This is a genomic window from Cryobacterium sp. Sr3 (genome assembly GCF_004402835.1).
GTDB classification, from domain to species: Bacteria; Actinomycetota; Actinomycetes; order Actinomycetales; family Microbacteriaceae; genus Cryobacterium; species Cryobacterium sandaracinum.
Map to the genome: position 1 here is coordinate 17,106 of NZ_SOFA01000035.1, position 18,886 is coordinate 35,991.

Below are 18,886 nucleotides of genomic sequence, written 5' to 3' on the forward strand. Positions count from 1 at the left end.
ACTGCCTGGGCGTTGTCGCCCAGGGACACGGGCGCGGGCCAAAGATATGTAACATCCCCCGCGAAGCTGACCTAGACTCATTTCCAAAGGGGGGGTCTGATGACCACGCAATTTCCGAAGTTCCTGGACGCACGCTACCGGGTTAAGGACCTGATCGGCCGCGGCGGAATGGCCTCGGTCTACCGGGCCACCGACGAGCGTCTGGGTCGGGACGTGGCGATCAAGATCTTCGAACTTCGCGCCACCGACGTGCCCAATATTCAGCGCCAGCAAGCCGAGATCAACGTGCTGGCAAGCCTGAACCACCACAGCATTGTCACCCTGTTCGACGTCGGTGTGGACCGGACCGAGGCGGACCACCCGCAGATCTTCCTTGTGATGGAGCTCGTGGACGGCGTCAACCTGCGTCAGCGACTCGACCGGGATCCGATGTCGACGCGGCACATCGCCCAGATCGGTTACGACTTGGCGGAGGGGCTCGACTACATCCACGGGCGCGGCGTCATCCACCGTGATATCAAACCGGCGAACATCCTCCTTGCGGAATACAGCTCGGATTCCCGAGCGCGCGCGCGGCTGACCGATTTCGGCATCGCCCTGTTCCCGGACAGCGCGCGGGTGACCACCCAGGGGATGACGACGGGCACGGCCGCCTATCTCAGTCCGGAGCAGGCCCGGGGAGAGAACCTCGGCCCGGCGAGCGACATCTATGCGTTGGGGCTCGTGCTCCTGGAATGCTTCACCGGTGAGACGGCGTTCCCCGGGGAGCCGATCCCGTCGGCCCTGGCCAGACTCCAGCGCGACCCTGCCATCCCGCAGGAACTCGCCCCGGAGTGGCGGCACCTTCTGTCGACCATGCTGGCCCGCAAGCCGGAGCAGCGCCCGCCGACCGCGGAGGTGGTGCTCGCTCTGCACCAGGCTGTTATCGCGGAAACCGGCCGCCATCGTAGTGCCGTGGATCACCTCGTCAGCGACGAACCCGCACGGCTGCACGAGGTCGCGCGCCTCGACATTCTCGACACTCCCGCCGACGGCGCCTTCGACCGGATTGCCGCGCTCGCCGCCCGGTTGTGCGATGTGCCGATCGCGATCGTCAGTATCGTCGACACCGACCGTATCTGGTTCAAATCGCATCACGGCCTCGACCTCGAGGAGATCCCCCGCGATCCGGGCCTCTGTGCCTCGGCCATCATGTCCGAGGGGCCCTGGGTGGTAGAGGATGCCCGCACCGACCCGCGCGCGCTCGCAAACCCACTCGTGGCCGAGGAATTCGGCCTGCAGTTTTATGCCGGAGTACCCCTGACGACCCGGAACGGTTACAACCTCGGCACCCTGTGCGTTATCGACTTCCGACCGCGCGCCATCACCGCGCCCGAGCTCCGCACCCTCACCGACCTTGCCGCTCTGGTGATGAGCGAACTCGAACTGCGGCTGGAAAGCCGGCGCGCCGCTCTTTCCTGAAGGGAAGCGGCCCCATGAGCGGTCAGGCGGTGTGGCCAGGCGCAGTGGTCACGCGGAGTCCTCGCTCAGCCGGCACCGACCTCGATGACGCTGACGCGCAGCCCGTCGAGAGCGGCGACCCGCAACTGGTAGTCCCCGGCCGAGACGGTGTCGCCCACCTGGGGCATGCGTCCGAGCCGGTAGGTCACGAAGCCGGCCGCGGTCTCATAGGGGCCGTCCTCGAGTTCGACTCCTGTGGCATCCGTGAAGTCTTCGATATTCAGGCCGCCATCCGCCAGCCGGGCCTGGCCGTTCTCGTCGGAGTGTCCCTCGGGCACAGGCAGGTCGTATTCGTCGTGGATCTCACCCACGAGCTCCTCAACGAGATCCTCGAGAGTCACGATACCGTCGGTGCCGCCGTATTCGTCGACGACGATCGCGATGTGCACGCCGGCACGGCGCAGCTGGGTCATGGCCGGCAGGATGCGATTGGTGCCGGGAAGGAAGACGATGGCCCGCACCACCTCGGCTACGGTCGTCGCGCCGGGGTGGGCGTCGGGGTCCAGGAGATCGCGCACGTGTACGAAGCCCAGCACCTCGTCGATTGAGCGGCCGATCACCGGGTAGCGCGAGTGCGGCAGCGACCGGATCTCCTCCAGGGCGGCGGGAATCGTCTGCGTGCCGACCAGGAAGTCGACGTCTCCGCGATGGCGCATCACCTCCTTGACCAGCCGGTTGGTGGCGTCGAGCACTTCACTCAGGATGTGCCGTTCCTCGACCTCGAGGCCCTCGTGTGCGTCGACGAGGTCGCGCAACTCCTCATCAGACACGAGCTCGCTCCGGGCGTGCGGGTCTCCGCCCAGGAGCCGCACAACGGCGTTCGTCGAGACGGACAGCAGCCAGATCACGGGGCGCATCAGGGTCGCGAAGACCTGGAGCGGTGGCGCGAGCGCGAGCGCGAAGCTGCTGGCCTTCTGCAGCGCGAATCGCTTCGGCACGAGTTCCCCCAACACCAGGGAGAGGTAGGCGACGAGGAGCGTCAGACCGACCAGGGCAAGCGTGTCCGCGGCGCCTTTCGACAGCCCGAGTACCACCAGCAGTGGAGCGAGGTCGGGCGCCAGCGTGGAGGCACCGTAGGCGGCGGACAGGAATCCGGCGACGGTGACGCCGATCTGCACGGCCGCCAGAAACCGGTTCGGGTCCCGGGCCAGGTGGGCGACCGTTTTGCCACGGGTGCTTTCGCGTTCCAGCGCGCGCAGCTGGCTCTCGCGCAGGGACACCAACGCCAACTCGGTCGCTGCGAACACGCCGCCGATGAGCACGAACAGCAGCACGAGCGCCAGGTTGAGCCAGGTATAAACGTCCATGCCGGTCATTCTAAAGCCGTTCGAGGACTCCACCCGGGCCGCGCCGCTGCGTCGGCTCCTCCGGCGTGTGGCTAACTCAGGAGATCCGGCGAGTCGGCTGCTGATCGCGTGGCGGTGCCGCGGAATTGCAGGGGGCGTGGTGACGAAGCCAGCCATTCTCCTGAGTTGGCCACGGGCGGGTGGGCTCCTGGCCGGCCGGCGAGCTGCCTGGACGTCGGCTGGATGGCTGTCCGGCGACGGAGTGTCCTGGCCCGGGAGGTGGTCTTCGATGCCTCGCGTGCATAACTCCTGCGATTTCTCGGGACCGGCGCCGGACATCCGCGGAATTCCGGGGGTGCCCGATGAGTGATTGAGCAATGTGCAGGAGTCATGCACGACGGGGTGGGTTGGAGGGGGACGGCGAGGGAGAGGGGACAGTGAGGGCGCGAGGCGGGAATCCCCCGGTCAGGCCGGGAGCGGTGATGGGCCGCGGCGGCCGGCCCGCACACCCTGCCGCCAGACCGCCCAGGTCAGCGGCACGCCGGGGCGGTAGGCGAGATGAGCGACGGATGGCGCGTCAAGCACCTGCAGGTCGGCCCGCCCGCCCACGCGCAGGGCTCCGACCGCGTCCGTTCCCGTGTCGCGGCCGAGAGCCCGGGCTCCGCCGCGGGTCGCCGCCCACACCGCCTCCTCGATCGTCAGACCCATTTGCAGCACCGCGGTGGCCACGCAGAACGCCATCGACGTCGTGTAGGAGCTGCCCGGATTGCAGTTGGTGGCCAGGGCGATGCTCGCGCCGGCGTCGAGCAGCCGCCGGGCCGGCGGGAACGGCTGCCGCGTGGAGAGGTCGCAGGCGGGCAGGAGGGTGGCCACGGTGGCTGAGGCGGCGAGGGCGTCGAGGTCCGCCGGCTCGAGGTGGTTGCAGTGGTCGACGCTTGCCGCGCCGAGCTCCACCGCGAGGCGCACCCCGCCGCTGAATCCCAGCTGGTTGCCGTGCAGGCGCAGGCCGAGGCCGGCGGCGCGGCCGGCCAGCAGCACCTCCCGGCTCTCCGCCACATCGAACGCCCCGACCTCGCAGAACACGTCGACGAACTGTGCGTGCGGAGCCACCAGGGCGAGCATCGGCCCGGTGACCAGGTCCAGGTAGTCGCGCCGGTCGATGCCCGGCGGCACGATATGCGCGCCGAGGAATGTGACGACATCGGCGACGGATGCCGCCACCCGAGCCGACCGCGCCTCGCTCGCCAGGTCGAGGCCGTAGCCGGTCTTGCTCTCGAGAAACGTGGTGCCCTGCGCCTCCGCCTCTCGCCGCAGCCGGGCCGCCGCGGCCGTGAGCTGCGCCTCGGTTGCGGCGCGAGTGGCAGCCACGGTGGTCAGGATTCCCCCCGCCGCGTAGGGCTGCCCGCCCATCCGGGCCTCGAACTCCGCGGCCCGGTCGCCCGCGAACACCAGGTGGGTGTGGCTGTCGACCCAGCCGGGCAGAGCGGCCCGGCCGCCGGCATCCGTGCGGACATCGGCCGCCGGCGCCGCGGACGCCGGTCCGATCCACGCGATGCGGCCGCCCTCGATCACGAGGGCGGCGTCGGCGATGCGCGGGGCGCCGTCCGCCTGCGTGGTCAGTTCCCGGATACCGGTGATCAGCTCGGTCGGTTCGGGGGTCATGGTCGTTCTCCTGACGCGAGAGCGGCGGTGCCGTCGAGCGCGGCGAGGGCGTCGCGCAGCAGGAGCTCGGGTCGCAGCTCGGGTTGCAGCGTGCTCGGCGGGCGCCCGCCAGGCCCGCCCGCGCCACCCACCAGCACCCCGGAGTCGGCGACGACGCGTCCGCCCACGATCACCCGGCGCACGTCGGCGGCCGTTGCGGTCAGCGGCAGCTGCTCCGGCAACGATCCGGCTGTGCGGATGCTGTCGCTCGCCACCTCCACGAGGTCGCACAGGTCACCGGGGATGAGGCGCTGCCGGCCGAGTCCGAGCACGGCATAGCCGTGGTCCGAAGCGGCCACGAGCAGTTCGGCGGGCGTGAACCGGCCGCGCCGGCCCGATGCCAGGCGCTCGCCGGCCTCCAGGCCGCGCATCTCGAGCAGCGGGTCGATGACGGCGTTCTGGTCCGAGCCGAGGGCTATCCGCGCGCCGGCCCGCTGCAACGCCAGGGCCGGCCCGATCCCGTCGCCGAGGTCGGCTTCCGTGGTCGGGCAGATCACAACCGAGGCCCCGGATGTCCCGATCAGCGCCACATCCTCGTCGGTGAGGTGCGTGGCGTGCACGACGCTCAGCCGCGGAGCGAGCGCCCCGATCCAGGCCAGCACCTCGGTTGGGGTCCGGCCGTAGGCGGCCCGGCAGTCCGCGTTCTCCTGAGGCTGCTCCGACAGGTGGATGTGCAGTGGAACGGCATCGGGCAGCCCGGCGAGCGCCTCCCGGATCGCGGTCGGGGACACCGCCCGCACCGAATGGATCGCCGCGCCCAGGGTGACGCGGGCATCCGTGCCGGCCTGGATGTCGGCCTGGCTGTCAGCAGGGGAGCCGTCGCCGTCATCGGCCGTGGCAGCACGGCCGAGCGCCGCGCGCAGCGAGTGCCACCGGGCCAGCCAGGCGGCCGCCGATCCGTCGCCGAAGGCGCGCTGCGCGGGGGTGAGGGGCATCCCGATCCCGCCGTCGAGGTAGAGCGTGTCGAGCAGCACCAGACGGATGCCCACCTCCCGTGCCGCGGCCGCCAACGCCAGTTCCATGGCGTGTTCGGCGGGGTATCGGGAGCCGCCCGGCCGGTGATGCAGATAGTGGAACTCGCCGACTGCCGTGAAACCGGAGGCCAGCATCTCGGCGAACACCGCCCGTGCCAGCAGGAAGTACCGCTTCGGGTCGAGGCCGGCGGCCACCTGGTACATGGCCTCCCGCCACTGCCAGAAGTCGCCGCCGGCGTCGTGGGTGCGGCCCCGCAATGCCCGGTGGAAGGCGTGCGAGTGCGCGTTGGCCAGCCCCGGCAGCACGGTGCCGAGCCGCACGTCACCGGGCCGCGGCTCGGAGCGCGGTGTGACAGCCTGAAGGCGCCCGTCCGTGCCCACCTCCAGCCGCACGCCGGGCAGGGCAGCCCCGTCGACCAGCGCCAGCTCGCACCAGTAGGTGGCCACCGGTGTCCCCGACTGTCCAGCCCCAGCCTCGACCCCGCGCGCGCTCACAGCAGGCTCCGCAGCAGGGTCTCCAGGGCGTCGATCCCGGCGACGCAGTCGCCCACCTCGGCGAATTCCTCGGGGGAGTGCGAGACGCCGGTGGGATTTCGCACGAAGAGCATGGCGCTCGGCACGCTCGCTGCGAGCACGCCTGCATCGTGCCCGGCGCCCGTCGGCAGGGCCGGAACAAGGGCGTCACCGCCGAGCACCGACCGGAATCGTCCCACGAGCTCGGGGTCGAACGTCACCGTTCCGGTCCAGGACTCCTCGGTGACGGCCACGGAGCATCCGTTCATCAGGGCGGCCTCGCCGACGGCCGCCTCGATTGCGGCGACCAGGTCGCGGGTCTCGGCGTCGGTGGGCGCGCGGGCGTCGAGCCAGGCGTGCACGGATGACGCGATCACGTTGGTCCCGCCCGGCACCACCTCCAAACGGCCGACCGTGGCGCGCGCGCCGGGGTGGAACCCGGCGGCATCCTGCACGGCGACGATCGCGTGGGCGGCGGCCACGAGCGGGTCGCGGCGGTCTTCCATCGGGGTGGCGCCGGCGTGGTTGCCCTGGCCGGTCACGGTGAGGCGCCAGCGCCCGTGCGCGAGGATCGACGACGCCACCGCCACGGGCCGGCCGAGGTCGACCAGGCCGCGGCCCTGCTCCACGTGCAGCTCGATGAAGAGGCCGATTCGGGCCAGGGCGTCCCGGTCGGCGCCGAGGTGCGCAGGGTCGAGCCCGGCGCGGCGGGCAGCCTGGGCCAGGGTGATCCCGTCGGCGTCGATGAGCGCGCGGGCCCGGTCGGCGTCGATGCCGCCGGTCAGCAGCCGGGAGCCCAGGCAGGCGATCCCGAATCGGGAGCCCTCCTCCTCGGCGCAGACGAGCACAGCGCAGGGGCGGGACGGCGTGAACCCGGATGCCCGCAGCCGCGCGACGGCCTCGAGCGCACTGACCACGCCGAGGGGGCCGTCATAGGCGCCGCCGCCGGGAACGGAATCCAGGTGGCTGCCCGTGACCACGGCATCCGGCCCCGGCTCTCCCCACCAGGCCCAGAGGTTGCCGTTACGGTCGGTCTCGACGCTGAGCCCGAGGCGCTCGGCGCGCAGGGCGAACCAGGTCCGCAGCTCGAGGTCGGCACCCTGCCAGAGGTGCCGGGAGTAGCCGCCGCGGCGGGAGTCCCGCCCGGTGTCGGCGATCTCGGCGAGTCCGGCGAGCATTCCGTGGGCGAGCTCGCTCATGCGCACACCCCACTCACTCCGACTCCCACATCGGCACGCGCAGGCCGCGCTCCCGGGCCACCTCCTCGGCCCGCTGATACCCGGCGTCGACGTGCCGCATCACGCCGGTGCCGGGGTCGTTGGTGAGCACCCGGGCGATCTTCTCGGCGGCCAGGGGGGTGCCGTCGGCCACGATCACCTGGCCGGCGTGGATGCTGCGGCCGATCCCGACGCCGCCGCCGTGGTGGATCGACACCCAGGTGGCGCCCGACGCCGTGTTCAGCAGCGCGTTCAGCAGCGGCCAGTCGGCGATCGCATCCGACCCGTCCAGCATGGCCTCGGTCTCCCGGTAGGGCGAGGCGACCGAGCCGGAGTCGAGGTGGTCGCGGCCGATCACGATCGGCGCGCTCAGCTCGCCCGACGCCACCATCTCGTTGAACTTCAGGCCGGCCCGGTGCCGTTCCTGGTAGCCGAGCCAGCAGATCCGGGCGGGCAGGCCCTCGAAGTGTACGGTGTTCTGCGCCTTCGTGATCCAGCGGCGCAGGTGCTCGTCCTCGGGGAACAGCTCCACGATGGCCCGGTCGGTGGCCGCGATGTCGGCCGGGTCGCCCGAGAGCGCCACCCAGCGGAACGGGCCTTTGCCCTCGGCGAACAGCGGGCGGATGTATGCGGGCACAAACCCGGGAAAATCGAACGCCCGCGCGCAGCCGCCGAGCTCCGCCTCCGCCCGGATCGAGTTGCCGTAGTCGAAGACCTCGGCACCGGCATCCTGGAAGCCCACCATCGCGGTGACCTGTTTGGCCATGGATGCCCGGGCGCGCTCGGTGAACTCCTCGGGCTTCGCGGCCGCGTAGTCATGCCACTCCTCCGCAGTGACACCCTCCGGCAGGTAGGCCAGCGGGTCGTGCGCGCTGGTCTGGTCGGTGACGATGTCGATCGGCACCCGCCGCTCCAGCAGCTCGGCGAACACGGTCGCCGCGTTGCCGACCACGCCCACGGAGAGGGCGCGCTTCTCGTTCTTCGCCGCGAGTACCCGGGCGATGGCGTCGTCGAGGGTGGGTGCCAGTTCGTCGAGATAGCCATGCTCGACCCGGCGCAGTAGCCGGGACTCGTCGACGTCGACGATCAGCACGGCGCCGCCGTTCATGGTCACGGCCAGTGGTTGCGCGCCGCCCATGCCGCCGGCCCCACCGGTGAGGGTGAGCGTGCCGGCCAGGGTGTCGCCACTGTGTTTGTGAGGCCCGCCCTCACGGGCGGCGATCTTTGCGGCCACGGCGGCGAAGGTCTCATACGTGCCCTGCAGGATGCCCTGGGTGCCGATGTAGATCCACGAACCCGCCGTCATCTGGCCGTACATCGTCAGGCCGAGGGCCTCGAGGCGGCGGAACTCCGGCCAGGTCGCCCAATCGCCGACCAGGTTGGAGTTGGCGATCAGCACCCGCGGCGCCCACTCGTGCGTGCGGAACACGCCGACCGGCTTGCCGGACTGCACCAGCAGCGTCTCATCCTTTTCCAGCGTGGTGAGCGTGCGAACGATGGCGTCGTAGGCCTCCCAGTTGCGGGCGGCCTTGCCCGTGCCGCCGTAGACCACCAGGTTCTCCGGGTGCTCGGCCACCTCGGGGTCGAGATTGTTCATCAGCATCCGCAGCGGGCCCTCGGTCTGCCAGCTCTTCGCGGTCAACTTGGTGCCGCGGGCGGCGCGCACGGGGCGGGATTCGGACATCACTGTCTCCTAGGGGGTTCGGGGGTTCGGGCGATTCGGGGTCGATCAGTCCGTAGGGAGGTTGGGGACGGCACGGCTGAGACCGGCGGACACGTGCCCGGCAGCCTGGGCCAGCAGCGGGCCGTAGCGACGGATGTCCGCGGTCTCCACCCGGTAGCTCGGGATGACCAGGCTCAGGGCGGCGATTGTTCTGGCCTCCGAACGGATCGGCGCGGCCAGGGCCGTGACATCCGTTTCGACGCCGCGTTCGACGACCACGTAGCCGGTCTCCGGGGTATGCCCGGTGAGCACTTGCCCGGCCGCGGAGCGTTCGAGCGGCACGGTGCGGCCGACCCAGCTCGTGTGCCGCACCGAGTGGGTGCCCTCGACGATGGCGATGTAGAGCCCGGTGGCGTTGTGGCCCACGACGCTGAGGTAGACGGACTCGCCGGTCTCGGCGACGAGCCGCTCCATGGCCGGGAGGGAGAGGGTGACCAGCGACTCGCTGCTGAGCGACTGCGCGCCGAGCTGGATGATGCGGCTGCCCGGCAGGTAGGCGCCGTCGTCGGTCTTGTGCACGAAGCCGCGGGTCTCGAGCGTGCGCAGCAGGCGCAGGGCGGTGCTCGGTGCGAGGGCGACGGCGCGTGAGCTCTCCGAGAGCGTGAGCCCGTCGGCGTCGCAGATCACGGCGAGCAGGTCGAGGGCTCGTTCCACGGTTCGGGTGGACGACTCGGCCATGGGTGCTTTCCCGGTTCTCGTGCGGATGCTGATGTCATCCAGTAAAACTTAAGTGCCACTCTATGGCAAGAGGCGGATGGGGGACCCGTTCCCATTCACCGGGTCCAGGGCTCGACCGCGGACACCGCCCTCGTCCTCGCCGACTCCTCCACCTCTCGCGAACTTCTCTACGCCGCGGCGGGGAGTCGACGAGGGATGCTGCTCAGCCGGTGGGATCAGTGACCTCCGCCGAGGTTGCCGGCGAGGCGGGCGTGGATATTGGTGCTGGCATCGTTCATACCGACGATCACGGCGCGTTTGCCGAGACGTTCATATTTGTTCGTGATGGAGTCGAGGGCTGCGACGGTGGAGGCGTCCCAGATGTGGGAGGCGGCCATGTCGATGACGATGCGGTCCGGGTCTTCTGCGTACTCGAACTGGGTGGTGAGGTCGTTGCTTGACGCGAAAAAGAGCGCGCCGGTCACGGTGTAGTACGCAGTCGGGACAGACTCATCATTGGACAAGCTGCGTTCAACGTCTACGAGGTGCGCCACCCGGCGGGCGAAGGCGACCATTGCCACGAGAACCCCGACGACTACGCCGATGGCGAGGTTGTGGGTAATTACGACCACGGCGACTGTGGCGACCATGACCGTAGTTTCGCTTTTTGGCATCCTCTGAAGTGTGGACAGACGGATGCTGTGCCAGTCGAAGGTCAGCACCGAGACGATGATCATCACGGCCACCAGGGCGGCCATGGGGATGATGGCGACGACATCGCCGAGAGCGACGACCAGGATCAGCAGGAATACGCCGGCAAGGAACGTGGAGATGCGGGTTCGGGCGCCGGAGGCCTTCACATTGATCATGGTCTGGCCGATCATGGCGCACCCGCCCATGCCGCCGAAGAAGCCGGAGAGCATGTTGGAGACGCCTTGACCCCAGGTTTCGCGGGTTTTGTGGGAGTGGGTGTCGGTGACCTCGTCGACGAGTTTGGCCGTCATTAGGGACTCGAGGATGCCGACCATGGCCATGGCCAGCGCGTAGGGGGCGATGATCGTGAGCGTCTCTGCGTTGAGGGGAACGTTTGGGATGAAGAGTTCGGGGAGGCTCTTGGGCAGTTCGCCCTGGTCGCCGACGGTGGGCACGTTGATTGCGATGGTGACGGTTGCGATGGTCAGCACCACGATGGCGACCAACGGGGCGGGGATAATCGTGGTGAACCGGGGCATGACGACCATGATGATGATCCCGATCGCCACCAGCGGGTACACCATGAACGGCACCCCGAGCAAATGCGGCAACTGTGCGATGAAGATGAGGATGGCCAAGGAGTTCACGAATCCGACCATGACGCTGCGCGGGATGAAACGCATGAGCTTGGCCACGCCCAGCACGCCCAGGATCACCTGCAGGAGCCCGGCCAGGATGACCGTGGCGATGAAATAATCCATGCCGTACTCGCGTGCTACCGGGGCGATCACTAGGGCGATGGCTCCCGTTGCGGCGGTGATCATCGCGGGGCGGCCGCCGAGGAACGCAATGGATACGGCCATCACGAAGGACGAAAACAGTCCAACCCGTGGGTCGACGCCAGCGATGATGGAGAACGAGATCGCTTCCGGGATCAGCGCCATCGCGACGACGAGGCCGGCGAGAGCTTCTCGGGTGAGGAGCCGCGGAGTTCGAAGTGCTGTCATCACCGATGGCTCGGCTTTGTAACGGTCGGGCGTGGGGGATTTTTGAGCGAGTGCCATGGGGCCTCCAGGGACGGGGCTCGCGGTGGCGGGCCAGAATAGGGCGAAGGGGAAGGGGAAGGGGTGCGCCCGGTGCGCACAATCATCCGCCGATACGGCGAGGATGGATGGTGGGCTGTCACACAATGTCAGCCGACGATCACAACTCTACCCTAACGTTAGGGTTATGTTCGAGTCCACGCATGAGAGGTCCCGCCATGTCACCGACTGAGCCAACGGCAACTATGCATATCGGCGAACTGGCCGAACGCACCGGACTGTCATTGCGAACCATCCGCCACTACGACGAAATCGGTTTGCTCAGGGCCTCAGGCCGGACTGATGGCGGCTTCCGTCTCTACACGGACGAAGATCTGGCCCGGTTGATCCTGATCCGGCGCATGAAGCCGCTGGGCTTCTCGCTTGAAGAAATGATGTCGCTCCTCAAGACCATCGACACACTGGATGGCGCCATCGAGGGCGCCGACATTGCCGCCGTGAGGTCAGACTTGGAGTCCTTCATCGCACAGGCCGAGGAGCGGCGCCAGGGGCTGCGGGATCAGCTCGCAATGGCCGACGAATTCCTTGCTCTCCTGCGCCAGCAGTGAGCTAGTGCCCTGCGGTGGACTCAGGTGGCTGAAGGTTTAGAACAGCTCACTTCCGCGAATTCATGGGACTCTGAGTAGTGTGACCCGCTGTCGCCCTGACGACCGCCGCTCGACCGAAAACGGCATCGCTGACGGTGACGACAGCTTTTTCGAAGAATGTCCTTGCCGTCGAATCCGCTGCAACATTTGAAGCCCGCGGACTCGGCAAGGCCGTGTTGTCCGTGAGCCTGAGCGTCTCTGACGACGAGCGGCTCAATGAAGTGCCGGGCGAGTGAGCCCCGCCGATCGAGATCGATGCCCCTCTGGCGCTGGAGCCGGGCACACTCACGATCCCGTTCGACACGGCGGACCTGGCCAGGCATTGTTCTGTCCGGGCGCGAGGTGGAAGCTGACACGTTGTCTTCATGGGTACGGGAACAGTTAGCCGCATTGGTCTGAACTCAGGTGGGACACCATGAGCGCCAGCCGCGTGCGCAGCGTCATCTACGGCGAAGCGTTGAAAGCTTTCCTCTATCGGCGCGAGGTCCCAGTCAAGCAACTCTCCGAACTCGTGCGGACGGCTCTGGCTGTCTGAAGAATTCAACTGCGCGAGTCCGAGCGTTCGATCAGTCGACGTTGCCTGAACGAGCAGCCACACCCACGCCGAAACCCACGGCCTTGACCCAGCCAGTGTGCTGCGGGACTCGTGGAACGAACGAGAACGTGGCACCGCCGACGACGTCGGCCCCGTCTTCTCCCGCCGAATGGAACGACGTATCGAAACGGCCCCCGCCAACCAGGCGCCAGCAGTGGCCGGGCGTCCGCCGCAGTCGACGTGTTCCGCGACCGGTACGATATGGACCCGGCACAGACCGAGGCCATTCCCGCGGCGTACCGTGAGCGCGCGGTTGGTGCCGAACTCGCGGCGCGCGTAGCTACCCTGCAGAAGAAGCAGGCTCAGAGCACCCCGCCGAACGCTCGCGAAACCGGCCGGCATAGGCCGGACACCGCACTCGACGTGATGCGCGCCGCGAACCGGATTACGGCAGGTAAGCAGCGTAAAGCGCAACGCGCCGCCGGCCTCACCGTAATGCCGCGGCAGGCCACGCGCGGAGACCAGACGACACATTCCGATGACCAGCGTACCCGCGATGACGGCCGCGAACGGTAGAAAATCCGACGCCTCAATGCCGTCGAGCAAGGAAGTCCCGAGCCTCATTTGATCGATTTTCGAAACGACGCGAATTTGAAACTGCTGATCCTTGAGCACCCGGGCGATCGGGCAATCGCGCGACTTTCAGACCGCCCCGCGGTCCGTTCGGAGACATCCCGACCGAGAGCACCCGCCGACAGGAGTGGGTGCGCCTTGCCGCCGAAGTCGACGTGTTCCGTGACCGGTACAAGGTTGAACCGACCCAAACCCAGGCCATCCCTGATGGCGTACCATGAGCGCAGCGTTGGCGCGGAGCTCGCGGTACGAGTGGCGGACCTGCAAGAGAAGCAGGCTCAGAGCGCGCCGCCGAGCAAGTGCGGGGCCGGCCAGCAGATGCCGGCTACCGCGCTCGACGAGGTGCGCGATGCGCGCTGCCGGCCTGACCGTAAAGGCCCGCCCGGCTACCCGCGGCGACGAGTCGAAATCGACCGACGACCCTCGTACCCGTGCCGCCGGCCTCGAACGGTAAGACCGGCGAAACCTCCGCCAAGCTGAGGCGGGAGTCCCGTGTTCGCCCCGGAGCTACAGTCCTTGCGCCAGCCGGTAGTATGCCTGGTTCCATCGCACCTCACGGCCGAAGTCACGCAGTGTCGTGGACTGGTCGATCAGGAGGAGTTCGGTGTGAGCCATCTCGGCGTAGTCCTGGAAGACCTCGATGCCGACGGCAGTCGACATGACCGTGTGGTGGGCGGCGCCGGCGGTGAGCCAGGCGGCGGCGGAGGTGGCGAAGTCGGGCGCGGGGCGCCAGACGGCGCGGCCGACCGGGAGCTTCGGGAGTGCCTCGGTGGGCTCGACGACCTCGACCACGTTGGCGATGAGTCGGAACCGCTCGCGCATGTCACTCATCGCGACCACGACGGCGGGGCCGGGGGCGGCGTTGAAGACCAGGCGCACGGGGTCTTCGCGGTCGCCGATTCCGAGCGGGTGGATTTCGAGTGTGGGCTTCTCGGTTGAGAGCGCCGGGTTTACTTCGAGCATGTGGGCACCGAGGATCAGTTCGTCCCCGGGGGTGAGGTCATAGGTGTAGTCCTCCATCAGGCTCGCACCGCCGGGCAGGCCGGCGCCCATCACGTTGGCCACGCGCACGAGGATGGCCGTCTTCCAGTCGCCCTCCCCGGCGAAGCCGTAGCCCTGTTCCATCAGCCGCTGCACGGCGAGGCCCGGCAGCTGGCGGAGCGCGCCGAGGTCTTCGAAGCTAGTGGTAAAGGCGCTGAAGCCGCCGGCCTCGAGGAAGGACTTGAGTCCGATCTCGATCGCGGCACCGTATCGGAGCGACTCGTGGCGTTCGCCGCCCACGCGCAATTCGGGGGCCACGTCGTAGAGGTCTTCGTACTCCGCGACCAGAGCGGTGATCTCGGCATCCGTCGCCGCGTGCACGGCCTCGGCGAGTTCGTTGACCGGCCAGGTGTTCACCTGCACCCCGAAGCGCAGTTCGGCCTCGGTCTTGTCGCCCTCGGTGACGGCGACGTAGCGCATGTTGTCGCCGAAGCGGGCGAGCTTCATGCTGCGGGACGCGGCCCAACCGGCGGCCGCGCGGGTCCAGGTGCCGATCTGGTTTGTCACGGCCGGGTTGGAGACGTGGCCGACGACAGTCTTGCGGGACACGCCGAGACGGGTCTGGATGTAGCCGAACTCACGGTCGCCGTGCGCGGCCTGGTTGAGGTTCATGAAGTCGAAGTCGATCTCGCTCCAGGGCAGTTCGACGTTGGCTTGGGTGTGCAGGTGCAGCAGCGGCTTGGTCAGGGCGTCGAGCCCGGAGATCCACATCTTCGCGGGTGAGAAGGTGTGCATCCACGCGATCAGGCCGATCACCCGGTCATCCGAGTTCGCGTCGAGCGCCGCGCGGCGAATCGAGTCCGAGTCGGTGAGCACGGGCTTCCAGACGATTTTCACCGGGATGTCGCTGCTTGCGCCGAGCGCGTCGGCGATGGTCCTGGACTGCTCGGCGACCTGACGCAGGGTCTCCTGGCCGTAGAGGTTCTGGCTTCCGGTGAGGAACCAGACTTCGTAGTGATCGAGGGTGGTGGTGAGTGTTGGCATTAGCGCAGTGCTCCTTGCGGTGCTTGTCCGTAGACGTTCTGATAGCGGTTGAAGAGGGAGTCGATCGCGGCTTGCGGGATCGGGATGAGGTCTCCGCCCTGGCGGGCGAGGTGCACGGTGCGGGCGACGTCCTCGACCATCACGGCGGCCTTGACGGCGTCGCGGGCGTCCTTGCCGATCGTGAACGGGCCGTGGTTCTGCATCAGCACCGCGCGGGACCGGTGGCCGGTGAGGGCGTCGACGATGCCGCGGCCGATGGTGTCGTCACCGATGATAGCGAACCGGCCGACGGGCACGGGGCCGCCGAATTCGTCGGCCATCGCCGTGATCACGCACGGGATCTCTTCCCCGCGGGCGGCCCATGCTGTGGCGTAAGTGGAGTGCGTGTGCACGACTCCGCCCACCTCCGGCATGTTGCGATAGACGTAGGCGTGCGCGGCGGTGTCGCTCGATGGCGACCGGTCGGAACCGGGGGAGCCGGGAATGACGGCGCCCGCGAGGTCACACAGGATCATGTTCTCGGGCGTGAGGTCGGCGTAGTCGACGCCGCTGGGCTTGATCACGAAGAGGTCGGCGCCGGGCACCCGGCCGGAGACGTTGCCGCCGGTCCAGACCACGAGCCCGTAGCGGGCGAGCTCGCCGTGTAGGCGGGCGACGTCCTCACGGACACGAATGACAGCGGCGTCGACGGTGGGGCCGAAGCGGCTCATGCCGGCACCGCCGCCGAGTGCAGCGATGCACCCGCCTCACGCTTCAGCGCCTTCAGACGGTGCATCACGCCGTTCGCGCCCCGGCCGAAGTAGTCGTGCAGCAGCGTGTACTCGGCGAACAGTTTGTCGTAGGCCGTCGCCGACTCGTCGTTGGGTGTGTACACGTTCTTGTTGAGCTTGCCCATGGCCTGGCCGGCCGCGCGCACATCGGGGTACGCGCCGGCGGCGACCGCCGCGTGGATGGCCGAGCCGAGCGCGGGCCCCTGCTCGCTGTCGATCGTTGAGATCGGCATCCGCAGAATATTGCTGTAGGTCTGCATCAGGAAGGCATTCTTGAGTAGCCCACCGGCCACGATGAACTCGGTCACCGGCACGCCGCTCGCGTTGAAGGTCTCGACGATCGTGCGCGCGCCGAATGCGGTGGCCTCGAGCAGGGCCCGGTATATCTCCTCGGGCCGGGTGGTGAGGGTCGTGCCCAGCACGAGGCCGGAGAGTTCATGGTCGACGAGCACTGAGCGGTTGCCGCTGTGCCAGTCGAGGGCGATCAGCCCGTGCCCGCCGACGGGCTGGTCCTTGATCAGCTCGGTGAGGTGCTGGTGCACGCTCAGGCCCGCCGCCTCCGCCGCGGCGAAGTAGCGGGCGGGGACCTGGTTGTTGACGTACCAGGCGAAGATGTCGCCCACGCCGGACTGCCCGGCCTCGTAGCCGTAGAGTCCGGAGACGATGCCGCCGTCGACGACCCCGCACATGCCGGGAACCTCCGCGAGCCGGTCCGAGTTCATCACGTGGCAGGTCGAGGTGCCCATGATGGCCACCATCTGGCCCGGCAGCACGGCCTGGGCGGCCGGGCCGGTGACGTGAGCGTCGACGTTGCCGACCGCCACGGCGATGCCCTCCGGCAGTCCGGTCCAGGCGGCGGCCTCCGCGGAAAGAGTGCCGGCGGATGCGCCCAACTGCCCGATCTCATGAGCCACCTTGTCGACGGCGAACCGCGCGAAGCCGGGATTGAGAGCGGCAAGGAAATCCTCGCCGGGGTAAGCGCCGTCCTGCAGGATGCCCTTGTAGCCGGCGGTGCAGGCGTTGCGCACATAGTGGCCGGTCAACTGCCAGACGATCCAGTCTGCCGCCTCGACCCAATGGTCCATCCGGGCGTAAAGTTCCGGGTCTTCCTCCAGCAGCTGGAGGCCCTTCGCGAACTCCCATTCGCTGGAAATCAGGCCACCATAGCGTGGCAGCCAACTCTCGCCGCGCTCGGCCGCGAGCTGGTTGATCCGGTCGGCCTGGGGCTGTGCCGCGTGGTGTCTCCATAGCTTGACGTAGGCGTGCGGGTGCCCGGCGTACTCCGGCAGCTCGTTCAGCGGGGTGCCGTCGGCGACGACGGGAACCATGGTGCAGGCGGTGAAGTCGGTGCCGATGCCGATGACGCGGGCCGGGTCGATGCCCGCGTTGGCGATGGCGGCCGGCACGGCGCTCTTCAGCACGGCGACGTAGTCCTGCGGAACCTGCAACGCCCACTCCGGCGGCAGCGTCGCGGCCGTGGCAGCAAGAGTGGTGTCCATGACTGCGTGGGGATAGTCGAGCACGGCCGAGCCGAGTTCGGCGCCGTCCGAGACCCTCACGACGACCGCCCGGCCGGAAAGGGTGCCGTAGTCGACACCTATGACGTAGGACTCGGCGCCGGTTGGTGTCTGCGCATCTGGTTGTGCTGCGGTCTCACTCATGAATCGACTCCCTTGCCGGCACGCGGATACAGAACGTCAACTTCGTCTGAGATTCACCGTCGATAACTGTTGGCGTTAGTGAATGTTAGCGCACTATCAAGTGCTGTCAATCGATGATGGGCGCCCTGTCAGGTTGACAAGTCTGCCATTGACGGGGCTGATATCCGCTCCCTTCAGGCCTTTATGACACCAGGCATGGTGCGCTAACATGTCTGAATCGGGGATTTTCTTTTCGGGAGGGGGTGCGCATGGGCAGGGAACCTCGACCGGGCGGCCGCAGCGTGCGCATGATCGACGTGGCGAAACTCGCCGGAGTGTCGCAACAGACTGTGTCTCGCGTCGTCAATGAACACAACAATGTCAGTCCGGACGTGCGCGAACGGGTCGAACGGGCCATCACGCAGTTGCGCTACAACCGCAATTCCGCCGCACGCGCCCTCGCCACGAACCGGTCCATGAACCTGGGCGTGGTCTCCTACTCCCTCCCGGTGCACGGTTCAGCCCTGGTCCTCTTCGGGATTGCCGAGGAGGCGCGGCGCAACGGCTACGCCACGAGCCTGGTGAGCATTCCCCAGGTCGATTCGGCCGACATTCGTGCCGCGCTGGACACGCTCGTCGCGGACGCGGTGGATGGGATCATCGTGCTCGCCCCCATGACGGCAGCCGTCGAGGTGCTGCGGGCACTGGACCCCGACGTTGCGATCGTGCGGTTCGAACAGGGCTCACCGGCAAGCTCGACGGCCGTGTCGATGGACGATGTGCTCGGCGCGCGACTGGCAACCCGGCACCTGATCGGGCTGGGTCACGAAACCGTTTGGCACGTGGGAGGCCCACCCGGCTGGATGGCCTCGGAGGCGCGGCGTGCTGGGTGGCTGTCCGAACTCGCTGCGCACCACCGCACGGTCAATCCCGAGTTTCGTACCGACGACTGGACGGCCGATTCCGGCTACCGGGCAGGCTTGGAGATCGCCGATGATTCCTCTATCACCGCGGTTCTGGTGGCCAACGACTCGATGGCCCTCGGCGTGATCAAAGCGCTTTACGAGCGGGGCGTCCAGGTACCCGGCGATGTGAGCGTCGTCGGCTTCGACGACATGAGCGAGGCCCGCTACTTCCAGCCGAGCCTCACGACCGTCCGCCTCGACTTCAACGAGGTCGGCCGGCTGGCGGTTGAGCGGGTGCTTCGCCTGATGGGCGGCGAGCCCGCGGAGCTGATCCCCGTCATTCAACCCGAGCTGATGGTTCGGGGGAGTACTGCGACCCCGCACCCCTGACCTGACCGTGCGGGCGGTAGATGCAACGTTGTAA

Annotated in this window: 14 protein-coding genes; 4 read left to right on the top strand and 10 right to left on the bottom strand. The window is 68.4% G+C overall.

The window, feature by feature from the left end; genetic code table 11:
• The first annotated feature begins 99 nt into the window (after window positions 1–99).
• The gene (locus E3N94_RS10130; protein ID WP_134419728.1) at window positions 100–1,461 is read left to right on the top strand and encodes a protein kinase; all 1,362 of its coding nucleotides are present in this window, start codon (window positions 100–102) and stop codon (window positions 1,459–1,461) included.
• A gap of 65 nt (window positions 1,462–1,526) precedes the next feature.
• Here E3N94_RS10130 and E3N94_RS10135 read toward each other — a convergent pair whose 3' ends face one another.
• The 7 genes from E3N94_RS10135 to E3N94_RS10165 form a co-directional block, all read right to left on the bottom strand.
• The gene (locus tag E3N94_RS10135; RefSeq protein ID WP_104102664.1) at window positions 1,527–2,807 is read right to left on the bottom strand and encodes a hemolysin family protein; all 1,281 of its coding nucleotides are present in this window, start codon (window positions 2,805–2,807) and stop codon (window positions 1,527–1,529) included.
• A 444-nt stretch (window positions 2,808–3,251) separates the two neighbouring features.
• Window positions 3,252–4,448 (bottom strand): imidazolonepropionase, encoded by a 1,197-nt coding sequence (hutI, locus tag E3N94_RS10140; protein WP_134570180.1) that lies wholly within the window; start codon window positions 4,446–4,448, stop codon window positions 3,252–3,254.
• Window positions 4,445–5,956 (bottom strand): formimidoylglutamate deiminase, encoded by a 1,512-nt coding sequence (locus E3N94_RS10145; RefSeq protein WP_241987106.1) that lies wholly within the window; start codon window positions 5,954–5,956, stop codon window positions 4,445–4,447. The genes hutI and E3N94_RS10145 overlap by 4 nt, the downstream gene beginning before the upstream one ends.
• Window positions 5,953–7,173 carry an allantoate amidohydrolase gene (locus E3N94_RS10150; protein ID WP_198416279.1) on the bottom strand — a complete coding sequence of 407 codons (1,221 nt, stop codon included), beginning with the start codon at window positions 7,171–7,173 and terminating at the stop codon, window positions 5,953–5,955. The genes E3N94_RS10145 and E3N94_RS10150 overlap by 4 nt, the downstream gene beginning before the upstream one ends.
• Before the next feature lie 13 nt (window positions 7,174–7,186).
• Window positions 7,187–8,875 (bottom strand): urocanate hydratase, encoded by a 1,689-nt coding sequence (hutU, locus tag E3N94_RS10155; RefSeq protein WP_134570181.1) that lies wholly within the window; start codon window positions 8,873–8,875, stop codon window positions 7,187–7,189.
• A 45-nt stretch (window positions 8,876–8,920) separates the two neighbouring features.
• Window positions 8,921–9,592 carry an IclR family transcriptional regulator C-terminal domain-containing protein gene (locus tag E3N94_RS10160; RefSeq protein WP_134415588.1) on the bottom strand — a complete coding sequence of 224 codons (672 nt, stop codon included), beginning with the start codon at window positions 9,590–9,592 and terminating at the stop codon, window positions 8,921–8,923.
• A gap of 215 nt (window positions 9,593–9,807) precedes the next feature.
• A complete protein-coding gene (locus E3N94_RS10165; RefSeq protein ID WP_241987107.1) occupies window positions 9,808–11,271 on the bottom strand; it encodes a SulP family inorganic anion transporter in 1,464 nt (487 codons plus the stop codon).
• A gap of 281 nt (window positions 11,272–11,552) precedes the next feature.
• On the opposite strand from E3N94_RS10165, the gene E3N94_RS10170 reads away from it, so the two are divergent.
• Together E3N94_RS10170 and E3N94_RS10175 are read left to right on the top strand one after the other, a co-directional pair.
• Entirely contained in the window at window positions 11,553–11,915 is a 363-nt protein-coding gene (locus tag E3N94_RS10170; protein ID WP_233191505.1) for a MerR family transcriptional regulator, read from the top strand.
• Between the two features lie 814 nt (window positions 11,916–12,729).
• Window positions 12,730–13,065, top strand: a complete 336-nt coding sequence (locus E3N94_RS10175; RefSeq protein WP_134401827.1) for a hypothetical protein — start codon at window positions 12,730–12,732, stop codon at window positions 13,063–13,065.
• A 564-nt stretch (window positions 13,066–13,629) separates the two neighbouring features.
• On the opposite strand, the gene araA is transcribed toward E3N94_RS10175, so the two are convergent.
• From araA to araB, 3 genes are read right to left on the bottom strand one after another with little or no spacing between them, the layout of a single operon-like run.
• Window positions 13,630–15,147, bottom strand: a complete 1,518-nt coding sequence (araA, locus tag E3N94_RS10180; RefSeq protein ID WP_104102641.1) for an L-arabinose isomerase — start codon at window positions 15,145–15,147, stop codon at window positions 13,630–13,632.
• Entirely contained in the window at window positions 15,147–15,857 is a 711-nt protein-coding gene (locus E3N94_RS10185) for an L-ribulose-5-phosphate 4-epimerase (protein ID WP_134401825.1), read from the bottom strand. The genes araA and E3N94_RS10185 overlap by 1 nt, the downstream gene beginning before the upstream one ends.
• A complete protein-coding gene (araB, locus tag E3N94_RS10190) occupies window positions 15,854–17,578 on the bottom strand; it encodes a ribulokinase (RefSeq protein WP_134570183.1) in 1,725 nt (574 codons plus the stop codon). Before araB ends, E3N94_RS10185 begins: the two co-directional genes overlap by 4 nt.
• A 248-nt stretch (window positions 17,579–17,826) precedes the next feature.
• Here araB and E3N94_RS10195 point away from each other — a divergent pair, with 248 nt between their 5' ends.
• Window positions 17,827–18,852 (top strand): substrate-binding domain-containing protein, encoded by a 1,026-nt coding sequence (locus E3N94_RS10195; RefSeq protein WP_233191504.1) that lies wholly within the window; start codon window positions 17,827–17,829, stop codon window positions 18,850–18,852.
• The last annotated feature ends 34 nt before the right edge of the window (window positions 18,853–18,886 follow it).

Excerpts from the sequence above, each read along its gene's own strand:
- E3N94_RS10130 (WP_134419728.1), top strand. The coding sequence starts at position 100 with ATGACCACGCAATTTCCGAAGTTCCTGGACGCACGCTACCGGGTTAAG.
- E3N94_RS10135 (WP_104102664.1), bottom strand. The coding sequence starts at position 2,807 with ATGGACGTTTATACCTGGCTCAACCTGGCGCTCGTGCTGCTGTTCGTG.
- hutI (WP_134570180.1), bottom strand. The coding sequence starts at position 4,448 with ATGACCCCCGAACCGACCGAGCTGATCACCGGTATCCGGGAACTGACC.
- E3N94_RS10150 (WP_198416279.1), bottom strand. The coding sequence starts at position 7,173 with ATGAGCGAGCTCGCCCACGGAATGCTCGCCGGACTCGCCGAGATCGCC.
- hutU (WP_134570181.1), bottom strand. The coding sequence starts at position 8,875 with ATGTCCGAATCCCGCCCCGTGCGCGCCGCCCGCGGCACCAAGTTGACC.
- E3N94_RS10160 (WP_134415588.1), bottom strand. The coding sequence starts at position 9,592 with ATGGCCGAGTCGTCCACCCGAACCGTGGAACGAGCCCTCGACCTGCTC.
- E3N94_RS10165 (WP_241987107.1), bottom strand. The coding sequence starts at position 11,271 with ATGACAGCACTTCGAACTCCGCGGCTCCTCACCCGAGAAGCTCTCGCC.
- E3N94_RS10170 (WP_233191505.1), top strand. The coding sequence starts at position 11,553 with ATGCATATCGGCGAACTGGCCGAACGCACCGGACTGTCATTGCGAACC.
- araA (WP_104102641.1), bottom strand. The coding sequence starts at position 15,147 with ATGCCAACACTCACCACCACCCTCGATCACTACGAAGTCTGGTTCCTC.
- E3N94_RS10185 (WP_134401825.1), bottom strand. The coding sequence starts at position 15,857 with ATGAGCCGCTTCGGCCCCACCGTCGACGCCGCTGTCATTCGTGTCCGT.
- araB (WP_134570183.1), bottom strand. The coding sequence starts at position 17,578 with ATGAGTGAGACCGCAGCACAACCAGATGCGCAGACACCAACCGGCGCC.
- E3N94_RS10195 (WP_233191504.1), top strand. The coding sequence starts at position 17,827 with ATGGGCAGGGAACCTCGACCGGGCGGCCGCAGCGTGCGCATGATCGAC.